This window comes from Dongia rigui (genome assembly GCF_034044635.1).
Lineage (GTDB): Bacteria > Pseudomonadota > Alphaproteobacteria > Dongiales > Dongiaceae > Dongia > Dongia rigui.
In genome coordinates this window covers 1,199,986-1,224,292 of the sequence record NZ_JAXCLX010000001.1, presented here as the reverse complement: position 1 = coordinate 1,224,292, position 24,307 = coordinate 1,199,986, and the positions used below count along the sequence as shown (strand labels likewise).

Annotated in this window: 26 protein-coding genes; 13 read left to right on the top strand and 13 right to left on the bottom strand. The window is 62.9% G+C overall.

Going from position 1 to position 24,307, the window contains the following annotated elements; translation table 11 throughout:
* Window positions 1-100: 100 nt before the first annotated feature.
* On the bottom strand, window positions 101-793 hold the full coding sequence (locus SMD31_RS05505) for a MarC family NAAT transporter (RefSeq protein ID WP_320499795.1): 693 nt from the start codon (window positions 791-793) through the stop codon (window positions 101-103).
* A gap of 294 nt (window positions 794-1,087) precedes the next feature.
* On the opposite strand from SMD31_RS05505, the gene SMD31_RS05500 reads away from it, so the two are divergent.
* Window positions 1,088-1,702 carry a LysE family translocator gene (locus SMD31_RS05500; RefSeq protein ID WP_320499794.1) on the top strand — a complete coding sequence of 205 codons (615 nt, stop codon included), beginning with the start codon at window positions 1,088-1,090 and terminating at the stop codon, window positions 1,700-1,702.
* 26 nt (window positions 1,703-1,728) lie between these two features.
* On the opposite strand, the gene SMD31_RS05495 is transcribed toward SMD31_RS05500, so the two are convergent.
* From SMD31_RS05495 to lgt, 4 genes are read right to left on the bottom strand one after another with little or no spacing between them, the layout of a single operon-like run.
* Window positions 1,729-2,091, bottom strand: coding sequence for a cupin domain-containing protein (locus SMD31_RS05495; RefSeq protein ID WP_320499793.1), 363 nt, complete (start codon window positions 2,089-2,091; stop codon window positions 1,729-1,731).
* A 22-nt stretch (window positions 2,092-2,113) separates the two neighbouring features.
* Window positions 2,114-2,878 (bottom strand): peptidoglycan editing factor PgeF, encoded by a 765-nt coding sequence (gene pgeF / locus SMD31_RS05490; RefSeq protein WP_320499792.1) that lies wholly within the window; start codon window positions 2,876-2,878, stop codon window positions 2,114-2,116.
* Window positions 2,875-3,957: a class I SAM-dependent methyltransferase gene (locus SMD31_RS05485; RefSeq protein ID WP_320499791.1), complete on the bottom strand. Its 1,083-nt coding sequence runs from the start codon at window positions 3,955-3,957 to the stop codon at window positions 2,875-2,877. Before SMD31_RS05485 ends, pgeF begins: the two co-directional genes overlap by 4 nt.
* Window positions 3,958-3,967: 10 nt before the next feature.
* On the bottom strand, window positions 3,968-4,786 hold the full coding sequence (lgt, locus tag SMD31_RS05480; RefSeq protein WP_320499790.1) for a prolipoprotein diacylglyceryl transferase: 819 nt from the start codon (window positions 4,784-4,786) through the stop codon (window positions 3,968-3,970).
* Between the two features lie 80 nt (window positions 4,787-4,866).
* On the opposite strand from lgt, the gene SMD31_RS05475 reads away from it, so the two are divergent.
* From SMD31_RS05475 to SMD31_RS05460, 4 genes are all read left to right on the top strand, one after another.
* Window positions 4,867-5,127, top strand: coding sequence for an accessory factor UbiK family protein (locus SMD31_RS05475; RefSeq protein WP_320499789.1), 261 nt, complete (start codon window positions 4,867-4,869; stop codon window positions 5,125-5,127).
* A 256-nt stretch (window positions 5,128-5,383) separates the two neighbouring features.
* A complete protein-coding gene (locus SMD31_RS05470; RefSeq protein ID WP_456077524.1) occupies window positions 5,384-5,863 on the top strand; it encodes a YbjN domain-containing protein in 480 nt (159 codons plus the stop codon).
* A gap of 42 nt (window positions 5,864-5,905) precedes the next feature.
* Window positions 5,906-6,733 (top strand): pyrroline-5-carboxylate reductase, encoded by an 828-nt coding sequence (gene proC, locus SMD31_RS05465; RefSeq protein WP_320499788.1) that lies wholly within the window; start codon window positions 5,906-5,908, stop codon window positions 6,731-6,733.
* A 3-nt stretch (window positions 6,734-6,736) separates the two neighbouring features.
* The gene (locus tag SMD31_RS05460; RefSeq protein ID WP_320499787.1) at window positions 6,737-7,210 is read left to right on the top strand and encodes a YbaK/EbsC family protein; all 474 of its coding nucleotides are present in this window, start codon (window positions 6,737-6,739) and stop codon (window positions 7,208-7,210) included.
* Between the two features lie 20 nt (window positions 7,211-7,230).
* Here the strand turns inward: SMD31_RS05460 and SMD31_RS05455 are convergent, their stop codons facing one another.
* Window positions 7,231-8,799, bottom strand: a complete 1,569-nt coding sequence (locus SMD31_RS05455) for a hypothetical protein (RefSeq protein ID WP_320499786.1) — start codon at window positions 8,797-8,799, stop codon at window positions 7,231-7,233.
* A 407-nt stretch (window positions 8,800-9,206) separates the two neighbouring features.
* Between SMD31_RS05455 and SMD31_RS05450 the strand changes: the two genes are divergently transcribed.
* Window positions 9,207-10,523, top strand: coding sequence for an NAD(P)/FAD-dependent oxidoreductase (locus SMD31_RS05450; RefSeq protein WP_320499785.1), 1,317 nt, complete (start codon window positions 9,207-9,209; stop codon window positions 10,521-10,523).
* 32 nt (window positions 10,524-10,555) lie between these two features.
* Here SMD31_RS05450 and SMD31_RS05445 read toward each other — a convergent pair whose 3' ends face one another.
* The 3 genes from SMD31_RS05445 to SMD31_RS05435 all read right to left on the bottom strand — a co-directional run bounded on the left by SMD31_RS05445 (window position 10,556) and on the right by SMD31_RS05435 (window position 15,083).
* A complete protein-coding gene (locus tag SMD31_RS05445; protein WP_320499784.1) occupies window positions 10,556-12,868 on the bottom strand; it encodes a PAS domain S-box protein in 2,313 nt (770 codons plus the stop codon).
* Window positions 12,869-12,873: 5 nt separating this feature from the next.
* Window positions 12,874-14,298 carry a PAS domain S-box protein gene (locus SMD31_RS05440; protein ID WP_320499783.1) on the bottom strand — a complete coding sequence of 475 codons (1,425 nt, stop codon included), beginning with the start codon at window positions 14,296-14,298 and terminating at the stop codon, window positions 12,874-12,876.
* A gap of 167 nt (window positions 14,299-14,465) precedes the next feature.
* Window positions 14,466-15,083 (bottom strand): glutathione S-transferase family protein, encoded by a 618-nt coding sequence (locus SMD31_RS05435; protein ID WP_320499782.1) that lies wholly within the window; start codon window positions 15,081-15,083, stop codon window positions 14,466-14,468.
* A gap of 102 nt (window positions 15,084-15,185) precedes the next feature.
* On the opposite strand from SMD31_RS05435, the gene SMD31_RS05430 reads away from it, so the two are divergent.
* The 3 genes from SMD31_RS05430 (at window position 15,186) to SMD31_RS05420 (ending at window position 17,990) form a co-directional block, all read left to right on the top strand.
* The gene (locus SMD31_RS05430; protein ID WP_320499781.1) at window positions 15,186-15,539 is read left to right on the top strand and encodes a DUF427 domain-containing protein; all 354 of its coding nucleotides are present in this window, start codon (window positions 15,186-15,188) and stop codon (window positions 15,537-15,539) included.
* A gap of 42 nt (window positions 15,540-15,581) precedes the next feature.
* A complete protein-coding gene (locus SMD31_RS05425; RefSeq protein ID WP_320499780.1) occupies window positions 15,582-17,258 on the top strand; it encodes a flavin monoamine oxidase family protein in 1,677 nt (558 codons plus the stop codon).
* Between the two features lie 81 nt (window positions 17,259-17,339).
* Window positions 17,340-17,990, top strand: a complete 651-nt coding sequence (locus tag SMD31_RS05420; protein WP_320499779.1) for a hypothetical protein — start codon at window positions 17,340-17,342, stop codon at window positions 17,988-17,990.
* Here SMD31_RS05420 and SMD31_RS05415 read toward each other — a convergent pair.
* A complete protein-coding gene (locus SMD31_RS05415; protein WP_320499778.1) occupies window positions 17,965-19,206 on the bottom strand; it encodes a flavin-dependent oxidoreductase in 1,242 nt (413 codons plus the stop codon). The two genes, SMD31_RS05420 and SMD31_RS05415, sit on opposite strands and share 26 nt — an antisense overlap.
* A gap of 68 nt (window positions 19,207-19,274) precedes the next feature.
* Between SMD31_RS05415 and SMD31_RS05410 the strand changes: the two genes are divergently transcribed.
* From SMD31_RS05410 to SMD31_RS05400, 3 genes are read left to right on the top strand one after another with little or no spacing between them, the layout of a single operon-like run.
* Window positions 19,275-19,715, top strand: a complete 441-nt coding sequence (locus tag SMD31_RS05410; RefSeq protein ID WP_320499777.1) for a MarR family winged helix-turn-helix transcriptional regulator — start codon at window positions 19,275-19,277, stop codon at window positions 19,713-19,715.
* 15 nt (window positions 19,716-19,730) lie between these two features.
* The gene (locus tag SMD31_RS05405) at window positions 19,731-21,005 is read left to right on the top strand and encodes a serine hydrolase domain-containing protein (protein WP_320499776.1); all 1,275 of its coding nucleotides are present in this window, start codon (window positions 19,731-19,733) and stop codon (window positions 21,003-21,005) included.
* A 13-nt stretch (window positions 21,006-21,018) separates the two neighbouring features.
* The gene (locus tag SMD31_RS05400; RefSeq protein WP_320499775.1) at window positions 21,019-21,483 is read left to right on the top strand and encodes a DUF3237 domain-containing protein; all 465 of its coding nucleotides are present in this window, start codon (window positions 21,019-21,021) and stop codon (window positions 21,481-21,483) included.
* Here the strand turns inward: SMD31_RS05400 and SMD31_RS05395 are convergent.
* The 3 genes from SMD31_RS05395 to SMD31_RS05385 form a co-directional block, all read right to left on the bottom strand.
* Entirely contained in the window at window positions 21,470-22,717 is a 1,248-nt protein-coding gene (locus SMD31_RS05395) for an MFS transporter (RefSeq protein WP_320499774.1), read from the bottom strand. The two genes, SMD31_RS05400 and SMD31_RS05395, sit on opposite strands and share 14 nt — an antisense overlap.
* Window positions 22,718-22,783: 66 nt before the next feature.
* Entirely contained in the window at window positions 22,784-23,086 is a 303-nt protein-coding gene (locus SMD31_RS05390) for a plasmid stabilization protein (RefSeq protein WP_320499773.1), read from the bottom strand.
* Between the two features lie 9 nt (window positions 23,087-23,095).
* Window positions 23,096-23,368 (bottom strand): hypothetical protein, encoded by a 273-nt coding sequence (locus SMD31_RS05385; RefSeq protein WP_320499772.1) that lies wholly within the window; start codon window positions 23,366-23,368, stop codon window positions 23,096-23,098.
* A 200-nt stretch (window positions 23,369-23,568) separates the two neighbouring features.
* Here SMD31_RS05385 and SMD31_RS05380 point away from each other — a divergent pair, with 200 nt between their 5' ends.
* Complete coding sequence (locus tag SMD31_RS05380; protein WP_320499771.1) at window positions 23,569-24,285, top strand: DeoR family transcriptional regulator; 717 nt, start codon at window positions 23,569-23,571, stop codon at window positions 24,283-24,285.
* Window positions 24,286-24,307 lie beyond the last annotated feature (22 nt).

Below are 24,307 nucleotides of genomic sequence, written 5' to 3'. Positions count from 1 at the left end.
TCCAAGCGGTCTCGGCATCGTTGAATACCCAGTACCCGGTATCGTAGCCATAGGTCGGTCGTTCACTGGCAGGGATATCTGACATCGTCCGTTTTTGTCCTCAGTGAGTGTCGCTCGCCGCGGGCGGGAAACTTGCCGGCCAGAAATCGGGATCGTGCAGCAGGTCCTGGATGCCGTTGATGACGAATTGCACGCCGATGCAGACCATCAGGAAGCCCATGATGCGCGACATGGCGGCGATGCCGTTGGCGCCGAGCACTCGGTTGAGGAGGCCCGCGGCGCGCAGGCAGAACCAGATGATGATGGCGGTGATGACGATGCCGATCGAGATCACCACATAGGTCATCGTCGTGGAGAGGGCGCCGGATTGCTGCACCGTGGTCGACATGGTGATGACCAGGGCGATCGATCCTGGCCCGGAAAGGCCTGGCATGGCCAAGGGCGTGAACGAGATGTCCATCTTCTGCCGCGCTTCGATATCGGAATCCGTATCGAGCGCATTCTCCTGCGGGAACAGCATGCGGAAGCCGAGGAACGCCACGATCATGCCACCCGCGATGCGCAGGCCCGGGATCGAAATGCCGAACAGATCCATGATGAGGACGCCGGCCAGCAGGAAGGCCAGCAGGATGCCCGTCATGTAGATGCAGGCCATGGTGATCTGGCGATTGCGTTCGACAGTCGTTAGCTGGCCGGTAATGCCGATCAGCATGCCAGCGGCCGAGATCGGGTTGATGATCGGCAGCAAGGTTGCCACCGTCCAGCCGATGTAAGAGAGGAAGTTGCCGGTCATGGTTGGTGAGTGTCCTCTCCCGATACATCCGTCACTTGGCGCCCCCCTCCCCAACCCCTCCCCCTGAAGGGAGAGGGGCTTGGCGCCGCGTTCGCACGATCACCTCGCTTGGAAACCCTCTCCCTTCAGGGGGAGGGTAGGGTGGGGGGCTGCCACCCTCGCTCTCTCAACATCTTCCCAGAAACCGGGCGCGCGTCAAAGCCCGCGCTTACATTGTCTCGCGACATGATTCAACTTGGGCCGGTATTTCCCGGTCGCTAGGATCGGACCATCCCAAGCGATCGGAGCCCGCGGATGGACACACTGCATCACCTGTTCATGGTCTATGCCGTCTATATCATCGGCACGGCAAGCCCCGGCCCCAGCAACATGACGATCATGGCGGTCGCCATGCAATATGGCCGCCGCGCGGCCCTCACCTTGGCGGCCGGCGTCATGACCGGCTCCTTGAGCTGGGCGGCGCTTGCGGCGACCGGGCTTTCCGCTGTGCTCGCAACCTATGCCGATGCGCTGCTCGCCATCAAGATTTGCGGCGGGCTCTATCTGCTTTACCTAGCCTGGAAGTCGGGCCGTGCCGCGCTGCGGCCCGCACACAAAGCCGCCATCACGGCTCCCAAAGCGGCGCTCTATCGGCGCGGGCTCCTCATGCATCTCACCAACCCGAAGGCGATCATGTCCTGGCTCGCGGTGATGTCCCTGGGCCTGCAGCCGGACTCACCAGCCTTCATCCTGCCTGCGATTCTTGCCGGCTGCGCCACCTTGGGCGTCATCATTTTCGGTGGCTATGCCGTGCTGTTCTCCACGGCACCGATGGTCCGCGCCTATACCCGGATGCGCCGCTGGATCGAAGGGTCGCTGGCTTGTCTGTTCAGCTATGCGGGATTAAGGCTGCTGCTGTCGCGGGGGTAAACACCCTCGACGTTCTGCGTTGGAAACTACCCCTGCCGTTTCCAATCGATCCCCAGCAGCAGGCAGCCTTTCTCGGTGCGGCTGTTATGCACCGTGCCCGGCTCGTACATCACGAAATCGCCGGTCTTCAACACGGTGCCGTCGCTCTCGATCAGCTCGCCTTCGAGGATCATGAATTCCTCGCGGAAGGGGTGTTCGTGGGCGATGGTCTCGGCACCCGGTTCCATGCGGATGAGATAGGCGCCCTGTTTGTTGCCGCGATCATAGGATAGTTCGATCACCGACATGTCGTGCTGCACCGGGCCTTCCATGTCGTATGGCGCGAAGGGCTTGGTCCGGGTGTGGACGATGCGGCGGCCTGGCTTCTGCTCTTCGTGCTGGGCTGACATGGTTCCTCCTGATATCCCGCCTCTAGACGAGGCCGATCACCGAAACTTGCCGCCCGTAATCCGGCTCGTTGCGCTTGGTCTTGCGGCGATAGCTGAAGAAATCGTCTTCGAGCGCGCAGGTGTCGTGGCCGGTGACGACGACGGCGCCCAGCCCCAGCTTCTCCAACTGCGCCTGGCAATAGCCGGCAAGGTCGAACTGGAACTTGCGGCAGGCATTGGCGGCGAAGAAACGCGCATTGCCGGCGTCCTGTTCGATGAAGGGCGTCGGGAATTCCGTGCCGACCTCATACGACTCTTGTCCGATGCAAGGACCGATGGCCGCGATGATATTCTGGCGCCGGGCGCCCAGCGTCTCCATGACGCGGACGGTTTCCTGCAGCACGCCGCCGACGGCACCCTTCCAGCCGGCATGGGCTGCGCCAACGACACCAGCCTCGGCATCGGCGAACAGCACCGGTCCGCAATCGGCGGTAAGGACGCCGAGATTGACGCCGCGCGTGCTGCTCACCAGGCCGTCGACTTCGGGTCGATTGGTCTGGTCAAGCGGTGCGTCGACGACCAGAACCTTGGCGGAATGCACTTGGTAGGCGGTGCTGAGGGGCGTGTCGGAAAGCCCAGCCGCCTTCACCGCGCGGGCGCGGTTTTCCATCACATGAGCGCGGTCGTCGGTGGTGCCGAGGCCGCAATTCAGTGAATCATAGATGCCGTTGCTGACGCCGCCTTTGCGGGTCAGGAAGCCGTGGCGGATGCCGTTCAATCGCTCCAATTCATGCGCGGTCACGATCATAATCCGGCCAATCCTCCTGATCTGTCGGTGTCGAGCGTCGGGCTGGCGAGGCCCAGCGCCTTGAACAGCCTGCCCATTTGTTCCGGCGCGATCAAGCGGTGCACTTGTCGGTGCAGGATCTCGGCTGTCCCTGCATCGGCCTTCTGGGCCAGCATATTGGCCCTAAGTTCAATGCCGAGAGCGCGCAGGAAATCGCCTTGCGCCGTCGGGCCGAATACATTGGCCCCAGCCTCTTCAGCCGCGGCCTTGAGGGCGCCGAAATCGACATGGGCGGTCAGGTCCGCCTCGCCCAGGGCCTCCAGCGGCAGATGATATGTGTGCCGCTTCAGCGCCTGGAAAGAATCGCCGAGGCCGCTCTCCGCCGGCCCGTAATCGATGATAAGGGCGGCGCCGGCATCGGCCACCAGACGGCGCGCAATCGTGTCGATGAGGGCGATCGAGGCGGGGCTCACTTCGGCGATGGCGCCGTCATGAGCTGTACGGTGCGCGGGGCGCAGCAGGCCCAGCGCTGCACCGGGGGCTGCCAGGCCGAATTGCAGATGCTCGCCATCGAGAGCCACGACGCGCTCGCGCCAGCCTTGCGCCGTCATCTGCAATTGATGGACGGGTAGGGCGTCGAACAATTCGTTGGCGACGAGAATCATCGGCCCTGCCGGCACGCCGTCAAGGTGTTCATGCCAGACCGGTTGATGATCGGCCAGGCGTTCGGCCTGCTTGGCCCGCAGCGCCGCATTGATCTCGACCAAATGCAATTGCTTGGCGGCAAGGAAGCCGGCCGAGACGCGTGCCGCCCGCAGGGCGTCGGCCATCAGGGTGCCGCGGCCAGGCCCCATTTCGACAAGATTGAAGGCTGCCGGCGATCCCAAACGCTGCCAGGTGTCGACGCACCACAGGCCGATCAGCTCGCCGAACATCTGGCTCACCTCCGGCGCGGTGATGAAGTCGCCCTCCGGCCCCAGCGGATCGTGATCGCGGTAATAGCCGTTGCGCCCTGCCAGTGCCTCTTCCATCACGGCCGCCAAGGTGAGCGGCCCTTCCAGCGCAATGCGGCGGCGGATGCTCTGAAGGGCCGGGTGCATGGAGCGCAGATCAGGCGCTGTGGCTGATGGCGGCTGTCCGGCGCCCGCGCCAGACGAGATAGAGGCCGTAGACCAGCATGGGCACGCTCAGCCACTGACCCCAAGTCGTCTCGACCAGTGTGCCGGTCAATGCCTCCGGTTCGCGGAACATCTCAGAGAACATACGCGCAAAGGCATAGCCGATCAGGAACACGCCGGAGAGTGTGCCGAGCCGCTCGCGGATTTTTTGTCGATGTGCCAGCACGGCGAGGATCGTGAACAGTAGCAATCCTTCGGTCAGCGCTTCATAAATCTGGCTGGGATGGCGCGGTAAATTGTCGACATGCGGGAAGACCATCGCCCACGGTACGTCGGTCGGCCGGCCAACCAACTCGCCGTTGATGAAATTGGCCAGGCGACCGAGGCCCAATCCGATCGGCGTCGCTGCCGCAGCGAGATCGGCAAGTGCGAAGAACGGGATGCTGGCGCGGCGCGCATAGATGACCATCGCGACGATGACGCCGAGGAGGCCGCCATGGAACGCCATGCCACCTTTCCACACCATCAGGATTTCCAGCGGATGGCTCAAATAATAGCCGGGGTCCCACAACAGGACATGGCCGAGGCGCCCGCCGATGATCGTACCCAGCGTCGCCCAGGTGATCATGTCTTCGCAATGATTGGGCTTCACGATCGCCGGCGGCTTCTTGGCGAGGTGGAGCATGTAGCGCCAACCGATGAGGATGCCGAAGATGTAGGCCAGCGCATACCAGCGCACCACAATCGGCCCCAGCGCGAATGCTACCGGATCAAATTCCGGGAAGATGAAGTAGTTGGACTCGGGCGACATTCTTGGGCTCTCGTCAGGGGCCGTTGGCTCGGTTATATAGGCCCCTGGGGAACGACCCACAAGCTTGAGGTAGGATCATCATGCAGAGCGACAACCGTATTCTCGACGACATGGCCAAGGTGGCAACCGGCGCCCTGGGATCACTGACGGGCCTGCGCTCCGAGATCGAGGCCAAGGTGCAGCAGCAGCTGGAACGCCTCCTCTCCAAGATGAACCTGGTGAGCCGCGAGGAATTCGAGACCATGAAGTCCGTGGCCCAGGCCGCGCGCGAAGAGCAAATCAAGCTTGAGCGGCGCCTCCAGGAAATCGAGGCAAAAATGGCCGAAAAGAGCGTCGGCTGACCGATCGGCCGGCGCGACCCGGTCGCGAATTGCGACAGGGCCATTAAACTTCGTAAATGCCTCTTGCACTGCACCCCTAAATTTGCGACTCTAAATGTGGTGGGAAATTAACCAATCCCATCAAGCCTTAGGGGTCGCGCGCCCCATGAGTGGCGGCTCCAACGGCAGCGAGTTCTGGTCGATCACGGCGGCCGGGCCAGCCCGGTAGCCACCCGCATGGAGGGCGCTTCCGATGCAGTTGAATCACGAATCTCCCGTGGCCCCGACCTCTAACCCCCTCGACATGATGGAAGAATTGGTCAACGCCAATGAATGGCGTTACGACCGTTCGACCGACGAGGAGATGATCGTCGAATTCACCGGTCAGTGGTGCGAATACCGCATGTTCTTCGTCTGGCAGGAGGATCTGGGGGCGCTCTATTTCTCCTGTCTCTTCGACACCAAGATCACGGCCGGGAAGCGCGCCGCGGTCGCCGAATTGCTGAGCTACATCAACGAGCGTTTATGGCTGGGGCATTTCGACCTCTGTTCGGAGGAGCTCGCCCCCATGTTCCGCCACACGATCCTGCTGCGCGGCACGGCGGGCGTTTCGGCCGAGCAGCTGGAAGACCTGATGGAAGCGGCGATCAACGAGTGCGAACGCTTCTACCCTGCCTTCCAATTCCTGCTGTGGGGCGGTAAGAAACCGCAGGAGGCGGTCGAAGCAGCGCTGCTCGACACGGTCGGCACTGCCTGATTTCATCACCGCCCGAGAGACGTTCAAACGGGCGGGGATGACATGGCGAAACTTGAATTACCGGGCGCGCTGCTGCTCGTCGGCTGCGGCAAGATGGGCGGTGCGCTGCTGCGGGGCTGGCTGAAGCAGGGTGTCGCGGCAAAATCAGTCTATGTGGTCGATCTTGCGCCCAAGGACCTCGACGACGTCAAGGCAGCCGGCGTCCATATCCTGACCAGCCCCGACCAATTGCCGGCGGACCTCAAGCCAGCGATCATCCTCCTGGCGGTGAAGCCGCAATTCATGGACGAGGCGCTCGGCCACTACAAGAAATACGCCGGGGCGGACACGACCTATCTCTCCATCGCGGCCGGCAAGACGGTTGCCTATTTCAAGCGGGCGCTGGGCGAGAATGCCTTGATCGTCCGCTCGATGCCGAACACGCCGGCCGCGGTCAGCCGCGGCATGACGGTGATCTGTCGCGACAAACAAGTTCCCGCTAGCATTCTCGATCTCTGCGGCCAGTTGCTGACGGCGGTGGGCGAGGTTGCCTGGATCGATGACGAGCAATTGCTTAATCAGGTGACGGCGGTCTCGGGCGGCGGGCCGGCCTACGTGTTTCTGCTGATCGAAGCGCTGGCGGAAGCCGGCCGCGTCAACGGCCTGCCGGCAGATCTTGCCATGCAGCTGGCGCGTTCGACGGTCTGCGGCTCAGGTGAGCTTGCCTATCAGTCGAGCGAATCGGCGACCGCCTTGCGCCAGGCGGTGATGAGCCCCAAGGGCACGACGCTTGAAGCCATCAACGTGCTGATGGCCGATGACGGTATCCAGCCCCTCATGAACCGCGCCATCGCCGCGGCGACGCGCCGGTCAAGGGAACTGGCGGGCTGATCGATGAGCAGCGTCGAGCGGGTGCGCGCGGCACTGGCTGCCGCGGGCTTGAACGCCGAGATCGAAGAATTCGACGCGTCGACCCGCACCTCGGCGGACGCGGCGGCAGCGATCGGCTGCGAAGTGGCGCAGATCGCTAAGTCGCTGGTCTTTCGCGCTAAGGAGAGTGGCAAAGCGGTCATCGTCATCGCCTCCGGCACCAACCGGGTCGATGAGAAGAAGGTGACCGCGTTGATCGGCGAAAAGATCGGTAAAGCCGATGCCGATTTCGTTCGCGCCGAGACGGGCTTTGCCATCGGCGGCGTGGCGCCGGTCGGTCATACCGGGCCGGTCGTGCTGCTGATCGACGCCGATCTCATGGCATTCTCTGAAATCTGGGCCGCCGCGGGCGCACCCAATGCCGTCTTTCGTCTAACGCCGCAGCAATTATCGGCGATGACCGGCGGCAGCATCGCCGACGTCAAGCAAAGCGCGTGACTTTTTCAGAGCGTTGACGATCAGCGCGGCGCCAGCCTTTGGCGCTGCGGCGTGCGCAATCCAGGCGTCAATCCGGATGGCATGTCGACACCAGTGACATTGGCAACAAGCGTTGCCAGGGCGTAGCGGTCTGCGAGTGCCGTGCGCCAATCAGGATGATCGCCCGGATCGATGATCAGCTTGCCGAAGTTGGGGGGAATATGCTTCAGATCGATATCCTTGATCTTCCGGGCGCATTGCGCGACATCCTGATGATACTCGTCGTTCATTTCCAGACTGACCGCGACGATATCGAGATCGGCGGATCGGTCGTAACCCAAGGTGAACAGCTCATTGATCGGTGTCGCCGGCGGCGGAAACAAGGAAGGGTCGCCGGCAAAGCCATAGAGCGCCCTGACCTGCCCGTAGAAAACGCCGTCACCCCCTTGGTTCGAGACTTCAAGAACATTGCCGGTGACGCGGCATTTCAACTGACTGGGACCGCCCGTAAAGAAAACCGACAGCGCGTCAAGCGGTGCACCGAAATGTTTGCTGGTGGGATCGAACGTCACCGTCTGCAAACTGTCGCCGGCGGGCAGGGGCAAATTGTCGATGAACCAGCGAATTTCCGTCGGCGCTTCGCCGAGCAAGGTGCGCAATTCGTAGCGCAGTGAGGTCGTCACCCGGAAGGCTTCGGCCCAATAGAGTTTTTCCGGTCCCCAGCAGACGCGGCGCCACAGACCGACGGCGCGGTCGGGGTGTCGTTCTATGCCGCTGACGACACTATCCAGTATGGCGCGGTGAACCGGAAATGCGGTGACCTGCCCGCGGGCGGTGTAGTTGGCATCATCATCCGTGAACGTCAGTGAGTAGTTCTTGGTGCCGCTGAGTTCATTGCCGGTGTAAACCTGCGCGCTGACACCGAGCAGATCATCGGGGTCGAGTAATTCGTCCCAGCCGGCGGCGTCGACAGCGGCATCCTCGACCGGGCCGCTGATGATGTTCTTCACATTGGCGGTGATGGCGTCGATGGCATGCTTGCGACCGCCGGCATCGGCAAGGCGCGCAAAGCGCCATTTCAAGCTGCGTCCTTCCGGCCCATCCGGTACCACATTTCCATTGATGTCCTTGGCAAGCTCATTGTCGTAGTCGCCAGCGACCAGGCGATTAAGTTCGCCGGTCAAGGCCGGGCCGAACACGGCCTTGAACTTGGTAAAAGCCGCTTCCGACGTGCTGGGCGCAAAACCGTCTTCGTCCCACAGCAGGCAAATCGTACCGGCAATTCCTGGGAACCATCCCATGAGCGGAATGAAAGCCGGTTTCAGTCGCATCGTCCGTGTTCCAAGATTTGGGGCGATGGCTGGGCCTGGGTTCGGACTCGAATGGACATGGCTGGCACCGACCACATGACGAAAATGCGGCGGGCCTTCGATCACGCGTACATTGAGCGAGGGCACCAGCGACCCGGACGGTGGCGGCCCGAGGGTTTCGGCGTCGACCTTGAAGCCGAGATGCCACATGTAAGGTTCATCGCCATCGGCGGCGTCCTCGGTGGCAGAGCAATCCAAATGATGCAGAACGAATGTGACGTCGAGTTCCGGCGGTCTCATATTCTACCTCATCTTCTATGCATGGACGCGAGACGGGTCGATAAGAGCAGTCTGGAAGGGGCGAGCCTCAGCGCGGCGAACGCCAGAGACCGACAATTTTGCGGTATCTAGGATGGACGAGAAGGTCGGATGACGTCGTCGGTCGCGGACGGGGGTGCCCAGCGACTAACGTCATGGCGCCCAGCCGATGTCCAGGTATATCTCGGCACCAGCAAGCGACGTTACCGAATGCATGCCAACCGCACGAGGATGTGGTGGGCGGGGTGGTTGCAGCGGTGCGAAATGGACCCGCCGGATTGGGCGGCTGCAGCAACTGGCCAAGATCTCCGAAATCGTCTATGTCGGCAGTGTCGTGGACAAGGGAATGCGATCGGCCGATCTGCCGGTCGAACGGGACGTGTGCGCAAATGACGGATGCAGCGGTGGCGGATCGCAGCGGTTGGGTGGCCCTGGCGGGGACTTATAAAAACTTCCCGGCATTGGCGGGCGCCAGCAAGGCGGACTGGCTGGTCATCGGCGGCGGCTTTACCGGGCTTGCGGCCGCACGGCGCCTGGCGGAACTGCATCCCAACCACCGCATCGTGCTCATCGACCGCAAGCGGCTGGGGCAGGGGGCGAGCGGGCGCAATTCAGGCTTTGCCGTCAGCCGCGAGATGCCGGGGCCGAGCGAACTCGAAAAGCCGGCGGGACGCGCTGCTTACCTTGCCCAAGCTGCCATTCATCAGGCGGCGGGCGCCGAGGTGAAGCGCCTGATAGATGAACTTAGGATCGACTGCGATTATGACCCCAACGGCTATATCTTTGCCGTGCACGAGCGCGACAAGTTCAAAGCGCTGGAAGAACGCGTCAATGCCATCAACGATCTGGGTGGCGAGGCAAAGCTGCTGGATGCGGCGGCGCTCAGAAGCCGGCTCGGCATCGCCTTCTATAACCATGGCTTGTGGATCGGCGGCGGTAACGCCCTGCTGCAGCCGGCACGCTTTGCCAAGGGCCTCATCGACGCATTGCCGGCCACGGTCGAATGTTATGAGAATACCGAGGCGGTGAAGATCACCCATGAGCCGGGTGGCGGTGCGACGGTGTCTTTACGTGACGGTCACATCCGGGCCGCGCGCGTGATCATTGGGCTCAATGCCTTCATGCCGCGTCTCGGCGTGAAGCGGGGCAGGGTGTTCCCGATCTCGCTCACCGCCAGCCTGACGCGACCGCTGACGCCAGCGGAGGAAGAGGCGATCGGGCACGCTGGGCCTTGGGGCGGCCTCTGCCCCATCGAAGGTGGTGCCACCGTGCGCCTCACCAACGACCGGCGCATTCTGATGCGCAACACCGCGGAGTATGAACCGGATGGCATCAGCCAAGCGATGCTGGCCAAGCGGCGGGCCTGGCATGAGATGGGATTGCGGCATCGCTTTCCGTTCCTGGCGAAGGACGCCATCGAATTCACCTGGTCGGGGCATATGTGCGCCAGCCGCAATTGGAGCTTCGTGTTCGAAGAATTGTCACACGGCGTATTTGCGGCCGGCTGCTATAACGGCGCGGGACTGGCGCGTGGCACGCTGCTTGGCAGGCTCATCGCGGAACACGCCAGCGGCGAGACTTCGCCCCTCATCGAGAATGCCCTCGCCCGGGAAAAGCCGAGCTGGGTACCGACCGGCCCCCTCTTCACCCTCATCGCCAAGATACGCCTGGCGCACGAATTGCAGGCGGCGAAGTCAGAACACTGAGCAAAGGCAGCCGATGACTGTCGCCCGGCGGCTCAATCCGCCAGCCAGCGCGGCAGGGTGACGGTCACCTTCGTGCCTTTGCCGAGTTCGCTGTCGATGGCGATGCGCCCCGACATGGCTTCGACATGGGATTTGCAGATGGCGAGCCCCAAGCCGACGCCGCCCGTGTCGCGGACGAAGGCATCGGAGACCTGCACGAAGGGCTTCAAGACATCGGTCAGGCGGTCGGTGGGGATGCCGCGCCCGGTATCGCGCACAAAGAACGAGGCAATTCCGTCGCGGTCAACCGTGCCGATCTCGACACGTCCACCGGCCGGCGTGAACTTGATGCTGTTGGAGATCAGGTTGCTCAAGACCTGTGCCACGGATCTGATCTCACCAGCGAAGGCGGGCTGATCGGCCGGTTCCAAGATGGCGAGGTTGATGCCCTTTGCCACGGCCAGTCCGGTCAGGGTGCTGCCGACATGAGCCCAGGCGGCGGCCAAGGTGACGCGACTGATCTTGAGATCGTGTTTGCCAGATTCGATGCGTGACAGATCGAGGATGCCGTTGACATGTTCCAGCAGCAGCCGGCCGCTGCGGTAAATGTCACCGACATACTGCCGATACTTTTCATTGCCAAGCGGTCCCAGCATTTCCCGCTCCATCAACTCGGAGAATCCGATGATGGCATTGAGCGGCGTGCGCAGTTCATGGCTCATGACGGCGAGGAAGCTTGACTTGGCGCGGTTTGCCTCTTCGGCGCGCTCCACCGCCAGCTCGCGCTCTGCCAGCAGCTGACGCAGATCGTCCTCAGCCTTCTGCGCCTCCGTCATGTCGCGCATGATGGCGGTCATGGTCACCTTGCCGGCGACCTCGACCCGCGAGATGATTGTCGCCAGCGGTACAAGCCGCCCATCGCTGGTGATGCCCTTGACGGCACGCCAATCCCCCATCGCCCGACTGGCATATCCGGTTTTGCCGAACTGGCGCATCTGTTGCTGATGCTCGTAAACGCGGGCCGGCGGAATGAGGCGATCGAGGGTCGTGCCGACCATGACGGCGGCGTCATAGCCGAAAATCTTCTCGGCCTCGCGGTTGAACGAGATAATTCGCATCTGATCGTCGACGGTGACGATGCCGACAGCTGCGGTGTCGAGAATGGCGGCAAGGCGCTTTTCGCTTTCCGCGAGGCGCGCATTGGCGCTTGCGATCTCTTTCTCTGCGCGCTTCAGGTTGCTGATATCGACCATGACACCGCGCACGATGGTTGGCCGACCATGCAGCGCGATGATCGAGACGGCCTCATGAAGCCAGACGATCTCGCCGCGCGCGTCGATCATGCGGTAGGTTGCGTCGTAAGACTGCCCGGCCTGAGTCGCAAGTCGATATTGTGCGATGGCCTGGGCACGGTCATCCGGGTGGAGGTGGTTTTCCCAGAACATCGGGGTGGATATCCATTCGGCGGCGGTATAGCCCAGCACCCGCTCGGCGCTGTCGCTGACATAATTGAGCATGTCGCGGCGCAAATCCGATTCCCAGATGATACCGCTGATGGTGGAGATGAGGTCGCGGTAATTCTGCTCGGAGCGGCGCTGTTCTTCCTCCGCTTCTTTCGACGCCGTGATGTCGCGCACGACACCCAGCAGGCGCCGGCGCCGATCGACCTCGCCGGAGAAGGTCTTGCCGATGACCCGAAACCAACGCGTGTTTCCGGCGGCATCATCGCGGCGAAATTCCACCTCGCACAGCTCGCCATGGGTTGTCATCGCGCCGAAGGCTTCCTTGACCAGGGATCGGTCGGCTTCGTGCACGCTGGGGAGGAAGTCGCGGAAGCTTTGGGCGACGAGGCGGGGGGACGTTTCCGTCAGCCAGCCTTCATAATCCTTGCAATAGATGCGTCCGCTCTCGGGTTCGATCTCCCAGGAACCGAGCTCGGCTGCGGCCAGGGCAAGACGCAGCCGCTCCTCGCTTTGCCGCACCGCGACATCGCTTTCGCGCCGCTGCAGGGCCATCGTAATGGTGGCGTGCAGCTCCCGCTCGGAAAACGGCTTTACCAGATAGCCATAGGGTCTTGTTAGCCGCGCCCGTTCCAGCGTCGCATCTTCGGAATAGGCGGTGAGGTAGATGACCGGCAACATCATGTCGGATGGGATGCGCGCCGCCGTTTCGATACCGTCGATATCGCCCTCGATATGGATGTCCATCAGCACGACATCGGGCTTCATCTCGCCGATGCTACGCAGGGCTTCGGCGCCGCTCGAAACCACCGTGTCGGCGTGATAGCCCAGGCGGTTGAGTGTGCGGCACAAATTGAGTGCCACGATGCGCTCGTCTTCCACCACCATGACCCGCGGTGCATTCATCTTGGTTATCTTCCCTCGTCCGGGCGCGGAAAGCGCAAGCTAAAACGCGTCGGCGCGCCCTGTCCGATGTCTAGCGTGCCGCGCAACTGTGCAGCAAGAGTCGCCACCAACTGCAGGCCCAGCGATCCGCTCGTACGAATGTCGAGGCCCGGCGGCAGCCCGACCCCGTCGTCACTGACGACCAGGATCAGATTGCGATCATTACCTGCCTGGAGTTCAAGCATGATCTTCCCCTGCCGGTCATTGGGAAAGGCGTGCTTCAGGGCATTGGAGACCAGTTCATTGACGATGAGGCCGCAGGGGATCGCCGTGTTGATCGGCAGTGCCACGTCATGCGTGGCTATTTCGAGCGTGATGTTGTTGCTGTGCAGGGCATAAGATGAAACGAGAACCGGCACGAAGCTGTCGAGAAAGACGCCGAAATCGACCTGGGCGAAATCCTGCGATTGATAGAGTGTCTGGTGAATGAGCGCCATGGAATGAATGCGGTTCTGACTATCGCGCAGCATGGCGAGAACCGCTGGGTCGGATATTTGGCCTGATTGCAGATCGAGCAAGCTGTGCACGATCTGGAGGTTGTTCTTGACCCGATGGTGAATCTCACCCAGCAGCACGTCCTTTTCCTTCAACGCCTGCGCGATCCGGTTCTCTTTCTGCTTGCGGTCGGAGATGTCGACAATGGCTGATAGCACCATGACACCGTCTTCGGTTTCGATCGGGTTGAGGCCGATCTCGACAGGAAACTCGCTGCCGTCCTTGCGGCGAGCGAAGAGATCGCGGCCGGCGCCCATCGGCCGCGCTTCGGCCGCCCCGCCGAAGGACTTGCGCAAGGCGGGGTGATGGCTACGGAAGCGCTCCGGCACCAGCATCTCGACCGGCTGGCCCAGCATCTCGGTACGGGCATAGCCGAAGACACGCTCGGCCTGGGCGTTGACCATCTCAATCTCGCCACGGCCGTTGATCATGACCATGGCATTGGGGGCAGCTTCGACCACCAGACGAAATCGCTCCTCCGACCGCTTGCGCTCCGAGATGTCGACGATGGCGGAGAGCACCATGGTGCCTTCGTCGGTCTCGATGGGGTTGAGGCCGATCTCCACCGGGAACTCACTGCCATCCTTGCGCCGGGCGAAGAGGTCGCGCCCAATACCCATCGGGCGCGATCGCGGGTTCGTAAAGAAAGTGCGGCGCAGGTCGGGATGGTGGTCGCGCATGCGCGCCGGCAGCAGCATCTCGACCGGCCGACCGATCATCTCACTGCGACTATAGCCAAAGACGCGCTCGGCTTGCAGGTTCACCATCTCGATGCAACCGGCAGCGTCGACCATAACCATGGCGCTGGGGGCCGCTTCGACGACCAGGCGGAAGCGGGAATGCTCGCCCGAGGTCACTGGCGCTGGGTCAATAGACGCGCTGCCTGCATCCGACAATCGCCGTCTCCCATGATATCCCTATCCCCACCCTTATAGTGGCGCGCGCCACGCCGGAACTGCAAGCCCTGATATCAGGGGTACCGTGCCTTGCAACCATAACAAGCTCATGTTGACGTGCCCGCCGAAGGGAATAAAAGCGCAGACCCACCGGCATGCCCCCGAATTCACTGATGCAAAGCCCACACCTTCGCCACGGCCGGCCGCGCCGCCATACGCGTGCGATGGGCAAGAATCTTGGGGAAGCGTGCTGGATCCACGCCATCACCTTCCAGCCAGGTCGCAAGCGTGAAAAGGTAAGGATCGGCGATGGTGAAGGCATCTCCCATCACGAACGGGCCTTCGAACATCTCCGCCTCGATCAGCGCAAAGCAGTCGCCGACGGTCTGCGGCACCTTCCGCTTCATCTCGTCGATGGCCGCCGGGTCATCGGCCCAGCGATACCCGCGCATCCTGTGGGCATGGGCGACATGCACGGTCGAGCAAAGATAGGCGTTAAAGGCCTGCAGGCGGCCGAGGTCAAAGGGATCCTCGAGCGGTGCGAGCTTTGCTGCCGGATGCGTCTGGGCGATGAAGAATAGAATGGCCGGTGTTTCCGTCAGGACACCGCGGTCGGTGGCGAGGGCCGGCACGCGTCCTTTGGGATTAATCTTGAGATAGGCGGCACCGCGCTGCTCGTTCTTCGAAAAGTCGACGCGGACGGCCTCATAATCGGCGCCGGCTTCCTCCAGTGCGATATGCGAGGCCAAAGCGCAGGATTGCGGTGAGAAAAAGAACTTCAGCATGAGCAACTCCCCTGGTTTGCTGGGCGGAAGGCTACCACTCGACAGCGGCTGCCGTCATTCCTAGACTCCCTCTCAGCCAAGCGCCTGCGGGAGGACCCATCGATGAAGCTGCCCGGCCCCGACCATCCCATCGACATCGCGCCCACGGCGGGCCGCGTCACCGTCAGGCGAGGCGGCATCGTCATCGCCGACAGCCGGCGCGCGCTGACGTTGAAGGAAGCCAGTTACCCACCTGTGCAATACATCCCGCGCGGCGACGTCCGGATGGATCTGCTGGCGCGCTCCAGCCGCGTCACGCATTGTCCCTATAAGGGCGACGCTGCCTATTATAATTTGTTGGATGGCGACGAAAACACGGTCTGGAGCTACGAAGCGCCATACGCCGCCGTCGAAGTGATTGTCGGGCACATTGCCTTTTATCCGAACAAGGTTGATTCCATCGACATTGCCCCGTAAGCGAAGGCGGAAGACGGATTTATCGGAAGGGTTACCGACGCCATGGCGCTCTCGCATCTGCCGGACCAAAAGCCGGTCACCATCTTCGGACCCGATTTCCCGTTCCCGTTCGACGACTGGATCAAGCACCCGGCGGGACTGGGGCAGATTCCCGCGGCCAGGCACGGGCAGGAAGTTGCCATCATCGGCGCCGGCATTTCCGGCCTGGTCGCCGCTTATGAATTGATGAAGATGGGCCTGAAGCCCGTCGTCTACGAAGCCTCGCAGCTTGGTGGGCGACTGCGCTCGCAGGCCTTCGAAGGCGCGCCGGAAGGCATCATCGCCGAGCTTGGCGGCATGCGCTTCCCGGTTTCCTCCACGGCCTTCTATCATTACGTCGACCGGCTGGGTCTCGATTCGAAGCCCTTTCCCAATCCGCTGACGCCGGCGGCCGGCTCGACTGTGATCAATCTGGAAGGCGAGACCTATTACGCGCGGACCCTCGATGATCTGCCGCAGCTCTTTCGCGACGTGGCTAACGCCTACCATGCGGCACTCGAGGAGCATGCGCATTACGGTGCGCTGCAGCAAGCAATCCGCAACCGCGACGTACGCGGCATCAAGGAAATCTGGAACCCGCTGGTCAAGGAATGGGACGAGCGGACTTTCTATGATTTCGTGACGCGCTCCTCTGCCTTCTCCAAGCTTTCTTTCCATCACCGCGAAGTGTTCGGCCAGGTCGGCTTCGGCACCGGCGGCTGGGATTCGGATTTTCCCAATTCGATGCTGGAAATTCTGCGCGTCAACGTGACGGAATGCGACGACCATCAGCGCTATATCGTGGGTGGCGTCGAGCAGGTGCCGCAGGGCATTTGGCGCCGCCAGCCGGTACGCCTGCAGCACTGGCCCCAGGGCACCTCGCTCTCCAGCCTTCATGGCGGTGCGCCACTGCCGGGGGCGGCGCAAATCCGTCGCCGCACCGATGGGGATTTCGACGTGGTCGACCGCTGGGGCCGCACCAAGCGCTACTCGGCGGTCGTTGCCACCTGCCAGTCCTGGCTGCTCACCACCAGCATCGATACCGATGAATCGATCTTTTCGCAAAAGATCTGGATGGCGCTCGACCGCACGCGCTACATGCAATCGTCGAAGACCTTCGTCATGGTCGACCGGCCGTTCTGGAAGGACAAGGACCCGGTCACCGGCCGCGATGTGATGAGCATGACGCTGACCGACCGGCTCACGCGCGGTACGTATCTGTTCGACAATGGACCGGACAAGCCGGGCGTCATCTGCCTTACCTATAGCTGGATGTCCGATGCACTGAAGATGCTGCCGCTTCCGGTCGAGCGGCGCGTGGAACTGGCGCTGTCGGCGCTTGGGAAGATCTACCCCAAGGTCAATATCGCCCAGCACATCATCGGTGATCCGATTACCGTTTCCTGGGAAGCGGATCCCCACTTCCTTGGCGCCTTCAAAGGGGCGTTGCCCGGCCACTACCGCTATAACCACCGCATGTATGGACATTTCATGCAGAAGAATTTGCCGCCGGCCGAACGCGGCATCTTCCTTGCCGGTGACGACGTGGCGTGGATCCCGGCCTGGGTCGAAGGTGCGGTGCAGACCGCCCTCAACGCGGTCTGGGGCGTCATGACCCATTTCGGCGGTGAAACCTTCAAGGAAAACCCCGGGCCGGGCGACGTATTTGCCGAGATCGGCCCGGTGGCCCTGCCGGATTAAGGCGGGACCGTCTCTGTCGCTTGTCGCTGCCGTCCGGAAACCTATATCATGTGGCGGGACGACGAAATGTCGGAGGCAGGCATGGCAAAACGCGCGACCAAGAAGGCGGCATCAGCAAAGCGTCCATCGGCCAGGGACCGGTCCGGCAAGCGGCCGAACGATCCGGCAGCGGCCTTGCGGGCGGCCCTGCTCCATCTCATTGCCACGCAGGGCTGGCGCGACCTGTCGCTGGCCGAGATCGCGCAAAGCGCTGGTCTGGACATGGCGACGGCCCACGGCATCTATGCGACGAAGGCCGCTATCCTGTTGGGCCTGGCTCGGACGAATGATGCGGACATTCTCGGCTCGCTGCAAAGTGATCCACTCGATGGTTCGGCCAAGGACCGGCTGTTCGACCTGCTGATGCGGCGCTTCGACCGGCTGCAGCAGGACCGCGACGCCTATCTCACCCTGCTGCGCGAACTGCCGCAGACACCGTTCGAGGCGGCATGCCTCACGAAGCAGATGCGGCGGTCGCTGGCTCTGACGCTGGAGACGGCCGGCATCAGCGCCTCGGGTCTCAAAGGTCTGGTGCGGTTGCAGGGGCTCATCGGCATCTATCTGGCCGGGCTCCATGCCTGGCGCCGCGACGACAGCGCCGATCTCTCCAAGACTATGGCCGAGATCGACAAGCGCCTCACCCAGGCGGTCAAGATCACCGAGATGTTCAACCCGCGGCGCGCGGCGGCGTAAGCGACGGGCGGCTGTTGAGCGTCTCCTTGTCGAAGCCGGCCATGATCTTGTAGCGGCCGGCGATCTCTTCCAGTTCGCTGCGCGGGATCACGGCGCCGATATCGTTGAAGCCGCCGGGTGCCCGCTCATGGGCGATCTGCATAACCTGCTCCGGCCCGTTGCCGCGATTGGCCAGCACAATTTGCGATGTGGCCGGGCGGCGCGCCGCTTCATATTGCGCGAGGGCCGCGTCGATATCGGTGCTGGTCGCCAGGGCATAGGCGATGTGGCGGGCGTCGAGGATCGCCTGTGACGCACCGTTGGAGCCGATCGGGTACATGGGGTGCGCCGCATCGCCCAGCAGGGTCACCCGCCCGAAGGTCCAGCGCGGCAGTGGATCGCGGTCGACCATGGGATATTCGAAGACGCGGGTCGCTGCACCAATGAGGGCCGGAACATCCAGCCAGCCGAACCGCCAATCGGCAAAGGCCGGCAGGAAATCGTTGAGATCGGCCGACCGGTTCCAATCCTCGCGCCGCCACGGATGGCCTTCGGCAAAGCTCAATTCGGCGATCCAGTTGATCTCGGCGACGCCATCATTTTCGGCAATCGGATAACAGACAAACTTCTGTGCTTGATGGCCTGCCATGACCATGGCGCGGCCGCCGGCAAAGGGGGCGGCGTGGCTGACGCCGCGCCACAGGATGCGGTGGTTCCAGATCGGGGCTCCTTCCTGCGGGAAGAACTGTGCCCGCGCAGCCGAATGGATGCCATCGGCAGCGATGACGACATCGGCGGTGACGGCGTCCTTCTCGAAGAAGGCGGTAGCTGACCCGGCGCCGGCCACGACCCGCATCAGGCGCTGGCCCAGATGGAGGCGTGCGCTGCCTAGTCGCGCACGCGCGGTTTCCAGCAACAGCAATTGCAATCGCCCGCGATGCAGCGATATCTGGGGCCACAAATAGCCGGCGGCGCAGCCGCGCTGTTCCCGCCAGATCTCCTGGCCGAACCGGTTGACGTAGATGAGTTCTTGCGGCGGCAGGCCGATCTTGGCCAATGCCTCGCCGAGGCCCAGTTCCGTCAGCTCCCGCACGGCATGCGGCAGCAGGTTGATGCCGACCCCAAGTGGTTGCAGTTCCGCCACCGATTCGAACAGTTCAACCTCGATTCCCGCGGCATGCAGGCTGAGCGCCGTCGTCAGCCCGCCGATACCACCTCCGATGACCGCGACCCGCACTTGTGCCTCCCTGGGTTTTATGTATGGTTATCGTACAATCATGGCGCGACAGGGAAATGAGTCAAGGGATGGCGGACAGTTTTGAGCAATGGCCGGCCGATATCGCCTTTGGCCTGCTCGGCGACCTCATCGGCTATGCCATCCGGCGGGCGCAGATCGGCATCTATAAGGATTTCGATGCCAGCGTCACAGGCCTCACGCCGCCTTTGTTCGCCGCCCTCATCCTGATCGACGCCAATCCCGGCATCAACCAGTCGCGGCTTGGCCAAGTGATGGGCGTCAACCGGGCGGCGATGATGGCGCTGCTGGACCGGCTCTCGGCGCTGAAACTGGTGCGCCGCGTACCGTCGCCGAGCGACAAGCGTGCCAATGTGCTGCAATTGACCGCGCTGGGGCAGAAGTGCCGGGCAGAGGCCAGCGCCGAAGTACGCGCCCATGATGCGCGCATCGCGCGGAATCTGACCACGGCAGAGCTCAAGACGCTGCGCCGGTTGTTGAAGAAATTCTAATCCTGGGGAGGAAACATGTCGTTCTTTGCCGAAAACGAAGCCGCCGCCGAGATCTACCGCGCCGCGCAAACCAAGGCGCCGGCGACGGCAGCCGAACTTGGCTTGATGCAAGGCTTCCCGGCATCGGCCGAGGCGCGCGTCACCTGGGCAAGCTGGATCCGGGCGCCGTACAACCGATGGGGCTTTCAGCATGTCGGACAGTTGCTGCCCACGCTGACGGTCCATGGCGGCGGCACGGCCACATCACCCCTTGCCGCAGCGGCGCTGTCCCTCGACAGCTTTGAATTCGGCAGTTTGAGTGGCGCCAAGCAGACCATGGGCGACCACCTCATCGCCACCTATACTGATGCCTGCTTGGTGCTGCAGGGCGGCAAGATCCGCTACGAGCGCTATTGGAACGGGCAGACACCCGCCACCCGGCATATCATGTTCTCCTGCACCAAATCGGTGATCGGCCTGGTGGCGGAGGTTCTGGTCGATCGCGGCATACTGGATGAGAATGCGGCGACTGCGCATTACCTCCCGGAACTCATTAACAGCGCCTTCGGTGATGCGACCATCCGCCAGGTGCTCGATATGGCGGTCGGCATCGACTATGTCGAGAAATACGACGATCCCGATTCCAGTTCGTCCCATTACGGTTACGCGAGCGGCCTGCTGCCGGCGCCAAGCGGCCTTGGCCGCTATGCCTCGCTTTATGAATACCTGCCGTCCTTGCAGAAGCGCGACAGCCATGGCGGCCTCTTCCATTATGTGACGGCGGTGACCGAGGTCCTCGGCTGGGCCATGGAGCGGGCCAGCGGCAAATCCAGCGACAAGCTGGTCGAGGAAATGCTGTGGTCGAAGATCGGTGTCGAGCGCGACGCCTATTTCGCGGCCGATCCCTGGGGGCGCGCCATCACCGGGGCCGGCTTCAATGCGACCTTGCGCGATCTTGCCCGTTTTGGCCGGCTGGTGCTGCAGGAAGGCCGCATCGAGGGCGCTGAGATCCTGCCGGCCAAGGCCATCCGCAAGATCGCGGCGGGCGGCGATGCTGCTGCCTTCGCCCGCGACGCTGAATTTGCTGCCTGGGCGCCCGGCGCCTCCTATCGCAGCCAGTGGTATGTCTTCAACGATGGCAGCCCGTCCATCATGGCGTGCGGCATCCACGGCCAATACATCTTCATCGACTTTGCCGCCGATCTGGTGGTGGTGAAGCAATCCTCCTTGCCGGCTGCCGAATCGCCGATCGGGGCCGACACCGTGCGCTTGCTGCGCGCCTTGGCGCAGCATTTCCGCGGCCAGCGTTGAAGGGGGCGCTACGATGTCACCTGCGTTGGAGACCACCTGGCTGTTTGACATCGATGTCCTGATCGGGCCGGCGCAGCCTGTGGGGACCGGGCCGGCTGGCGAGCGTACCGACTACCCCATCATCGGGGGCAGTTTTGCGGGGCCTGAAATCGGCGGCGTGGTGCTGGCCGGCGGGGCCGATTACTTCCTGCTGCGTCCCGACGGTGTCGGCGTCCTCGATGCGCGTTACCAACTGCGGACCACCAGCGGCATCGTCATCGACATTCACAACCGCGGCCTTTGGGTCCCGAATGACGCCGGCCTTGCCAAGGTGAAAGCGGGCGGCGAGCCAGCGGCAGATGAGCTCTATTGCCGCTGTACGCCGGTGTTCCATGCACCAGAGGGGCCTTGCGACTGGCTAAATCGCATAGTGTGCACCGGCCGCGTCACCTATCCCCGGGCGGACCTCGTGAGGGTCGCCTGTTTCAGGCTTCTTTAAGACCGTCTTCATCGACGCCGGAGAGATGGTCGGCCTTGCGCAGCTTGGGGAAGAGATACATCCACATCAAGGTGACGCCCAGTGTGCAAATGCCGCCCAGCACCGTCGCGATGACGGGGCCGAAGAGATCGGCCGAGGCACCGGCACGGAAGGTGCCGAGTTCGTTGGAGGCGGAGACGGCCACGGAGTTCACCGCGGTGACCCGGCCGCGCAGCGAATCCGGCGTCCAAAGCTGCAGCAGCACCTCGCGGATATAGACGCTGATCATGTCGCTGGCGCCCATGACGATGAGGGCGCCGACCGACAGGACCAGCGAATGCGACAGTCCAAAGACCACGGTGCCGACACCAAACACGGCGACGGTTGCGAACATGATCGGTCCGGCGTTGCGGCGCACGGGAAAGACACCGAGGAATAGCGCCATGCCAAGGGCGCCGATACCGATCGCCGAGCGCAGCACGCCCAGCTCGAAAGCGTCAGCAAGCAGGATGTCCTTGGCAAAGATCGGCAGCAGGCCGACCGTGGTGCCGAGCAGCACGGCGAACAAGTCAAGCGTCGTGGCGCCCAGCACGATCTTCTCTGCCTTCATGTAGCGGAGGCCGCCCATCAGTGCATCGATCATGCTTTCTTCCTGCACCGGCTTTTGCGGCGCCTTCCGGATGAAGAGCGAGGCGAGGCCGGCGCAGAAAACCATGACCAATGCCGTGCCGTAAGCGATGTCAGGAGAGAAGCCATAGAGTAGGCCGCCCAGGGCCGGACCGGCGATCGAGCAGAACTGCCAGGTGGCGGTGGAACAGGAAACGGCGGCGCCGATCTCTTCGCGCGTGACAAGCGTCGGTGCCAAGGCGCGCGAGGCTGGCGCCAGGAAGGCGCGGCCGGCGCCCAGCAGGACCAGAAAGGCGAGGATCGGCCAGATATCGCCCGCCGGCAAATGGGCAACCAAGGCAATGCCCAGCATGGCGGCGAACTCGACCACCATGCAGATGGTGACGATGCGGCGGCGCGAATAGCGGTCGGCAGCGGTACCGGTCAGAAAGACCAGGAGCGGCATGGGCAGGAATTGCGCGAGGCCCACGAGGCCCAGCGCGAAAGCATCGCCCGACATTTCATAGATCCGCCAGCCCATGGCGACCGTGAAAATCTCGGCAGCGATCGTGGCGAAGAAGGCATTGAGTTCGAGGAAGAAAAAATCCCTGTTCCTGAGAACAGAGAACATATTCGGCTGGGCGGACATGCTGATCCGGTGTGGCGGCGGTATGGGGCCGCCATACTGCCGGAAAGCCGGACCATAGGATAGCGCTTAGCCTGCACGTCTTTTGCGGGTGGCGGCTGCCTTTTTCGCAGATGCTTTGCGGGCGGCCTTGGGGCGGGCGGCCGACGCTGCACCGCCGATGCGCCCACCCTTACGCGCCGGTGCCTTGTTTTCCGCTTTGCCGACGCCGGAGCCGCTCTTGTTGCCACCACCGCTCATCTTGTTGACCGTCGCCCAGGCCCGGGCCTCAGCCTCGTCCTTGGCGACGCCGCGTTCCTCATACCCTTCTTCGATATGCTCAGCCTGCCGTTTCTGCTTCGAGGTATACTTGTCCTTGTCACCACGGGGCATCTTTCGCTCCTATTTCTGTCGGGTCAGGGGTTTCTTGCCACGGGCCGGCTGCCGGGTCGCTGGCCGGTTCCGCCGCGGATCGTCGGCCACGTCGGCGCGAACGTGGCCCGGCTTGGCATTGTCGCCGCGTGCCAGCGACTTTCCGGCGCCCGGCCGCTTGCTTTCGGCCGCCTCAAGCTCAAGGCCCAGCTTCGCAGCCTTGCCCTCGGCATCTGCCTTGGCCGCAGGATCGCCATCCTGCAGCGATTTGCGGTAGGCCCGCACATTCTTGGATTCCGCCATCGCTGCTCTCCTCAACAGGTTGATTTCAATGCAATTCGGTCATGGGCCCTCGGTTCCAACATGAGCCACGATGTTAGGAATATAACAATTTCGGGTTGACGAACCTGTCCGGGGCGTCGCATGCTGACCCCGATGCCCGGTCCAGAGAGCCGCGCCAAATCGGTCCAATCGTGCATCGCCGCCAGGGGAGTGTGATCCGAATGTCCAGCCGCAAATCCGAGCGCACCAATCTGCTCGCCGAGGCCTTGGCGCAGCGCGGTGTGTTGCATCTGCGAGATGCGGCCGCGCTCCTGGGCGTCTCGGAAATGACCGTGCGGCGCGATGTCAGCGCGCACCCTGAGCGCTTTGCCTATCTTGGCGGACATATCGTCAGCGCGGATGATATTGCCGGCGGCTACGAGCTGGGACGCGAGGCCGACAGCCACGCCAACGCCAAGTTTCGCGCCTGCAGCCACGCCCTCGAATTGATCGCGCCGGACGACACGGTCTTCATCGATTGCGGTTCGACGCTCGATCATTTGGCCCAGCAAATACCGGCAGATCTCAGCATCACGGTCATCTGTTATTCGCTTAACGTGGCGGATCGATTGGCGCAGAAACCCAATTTGCGCATGATCATGCTGGGCGGGCTTTTTCACGCCGCCTCGGCGACGTTTTCCAGCGGCGAATGGCTGGAACCCTTGGGCCGGTTCGGTATCAACAAGGCCTTCATCTCGGCCGGTGGTGTCGATGTGGAACGCGGGGCCAGCTGCTCCCATTTCCATGAAGTGCCGATCAAGCAGAAGGCGATTGCCAGCGCGCTGGAAAGCCATCTGGTGGTGGATGAGAGCAAGTTCGGCACCGTGAAGCCCGCTTATTTCGCGCGGCTCTCCGACTTCCGCTCGATCATTACCGAAGACGGGCCGCGGAGCGCTTGACGGCTCTCCAACCCGATGTCAT

What these genes read in the sequence shown, in the direction of transcription:
- SMD31_RS05385 (WP_320499772.1), bottom strand. Translation starts at nt 23,368, where the DNA reads ATGGCGGAATCCAAGAATGTGCGGGCCTACCGCAAATCGCTGCAGGAT.
- SMD31_RS05505 (WP_320499795.1), bottom strand. Translation starts at nt 793, where the DNA reads ATGACCGGCAACTTCCTCTCTTACATCGGCTGGACGGTGGCAACCTTG.
- pgeF (WP_320499792.1), bottom strand. Translation starts at nt 2,878, where the DNA reads ATGATCGTGACCGCGCATGAATTGGAGCGATTGAACGGCATCCGCCAC.
- proC (WP_320499788.1), top strand. Translation starts at nt 5,906, where the DNA reads ATGGCGAAACTTGAATTACCGGGCGCGCTGCTGCTCGTCGGCTGCGGC.
- lgt (WP_320499790.1), bottom strand. Translation starts at nt 4,786, where the DNA reads ATGTCGCCCGAGTCCAACTACTTCATCTTCCCGGAATTTGATCCGGTA.
- SMD31_RS05405 (WP_320499776.1), top strand. Translation starts at nt 19,731, where the DNA reads ATGTCGTTCTTTGCCGAAAACGAAGCCGCCGCCGAGATCTACCGCGCC.
- SMD31_RS05430 (WP_320499781.1), top strand. Translation starts at nt 15,186, where the DNA reads ATGAAGCTGCCCGGCCCCGACCATCCCATCGACATCGCGCCCACGGCG.
- SMD31_RS05485 (WP_320499791.1), bottom strand. Translation starts at nt 3,957, where the DNA reads ATGCACCCGGCCCTTCAGAGCATCCGCCGCCGCATTGCGCTGGAAGGG.
- SMD31_RS05445 (WP_320499784.1), bottom strand. Translation starts at nt 12,868, where the DNA reads ATGAATGCACCGCGGGTCATGGTGGTGGAAGACGAGCGCATCGTGGCA.
- SMD31_RS05400 (WP_320499775.1), top strand. Translation starts at nt 21,019, where the DNA reads ATGTCACCTGCGTTGGAGACCACCTGGCTGTTTGACATCGATGTCCTG.
- SMD31_RS05390 (WP_320499773.1), bottom strand. Translation starts at nt 23,086, where the DNA reads ATGCCCCGTGGTGACAAGGACAAGTATACCTCGAAGCAGAAACGGCAG.
- SMD31_RS05380 (WP_320499771.1), top strand. Translation starts at nt 23,569, where the DNA reads ATGTCCAGCCGCAAATCCGAGCGCACCAATCTGCTCGCCGAGGCCTTG.
- SMD31_RS05455 (WP_320499786.1), bottom strand. Translation starts at nt 8,799, where the DNA reads ATGAGACCGCCGGAACTCGACGTCACATTCGTTCTGCATCATTTGGAT.
- SMD31_RS05395 (WP_320499774.1), bottom strand. Translation starts at nt 22,717, where the DNA reads ATGTCCGCCCAGCCGAATATGTTCTCTGTTCTCAGGAACAGGGATTTT.
- SMD31_RS05495 (WP_320499793.1), bottom strand. Translation starts at nt 2,091, where the DNA reads ATGTCAGCCCAGCACGAAGAGCAGAAGCCAGGCCGCCGCATCGTCCAC.
- SMD31_RS05410 (WP_320499777.1), top strand. Translation starts at nt 19,275, where the DNA reads ATGGCGGACAGTTTTGAGCAATGGCCGGCCGATATCGCCTTTGGCCTG.
- SMD31_RS05500 (WP_320499794.1), top strand. Translation starts at nt 1,088, where the DNA reads ATGGACACACTGCATCACCTGTTCATGGTCTATGCCGTCTATATCATC.
- SMD31_RS05475 (WP_320499789.1), top strand. Translation starts at nt 4,867, where the DNA reads ATGCAGAGCGACAACCGTATTCTCGACGACATGGCCAAGGTGGCAACC.
- SMD31_RS05450 (WP_320499785.1), top strand. Translation starts at nt 9,207, where the DNA reads ATGACGGATGCAGCGGTGGCGGATCGCAGCGGTTGGGTGGCCCTGGCG.
- SMD31_RS05425 (WP_320499780.1), top strand. Translation starts at nt 15,582, where the DNA reads ATGGCGCTCTCGCATCTGCCGGACCAAAAGCCGGTCACCATCTTCGGA.
- SMD31_RS05460 (WP_320499787.1), top strand. Translation starts at nt 6,737, where the DNA reads ATGAGCAGCGTCGAGCGGGTGCGCGCGGCACTGGCTGCCGCGGGCTTG.
- SMD31_RS05420 (WP_320499779.1), top strand. Translation starts at nt 17,340, where the DNA reads ATGGCAAAACGCGCGACCAAGAAGGCGGCATCAGCAAAGCGTCCATCG.
- SMD31_RS05435 (WP_320499782.1), bottom strand. Translation starts at nt 15,083, where the DNA reads ATGCTGAAGTTCTTTTTCTCACCGCAATCCTGCGCTTTGGCCTCGCAT.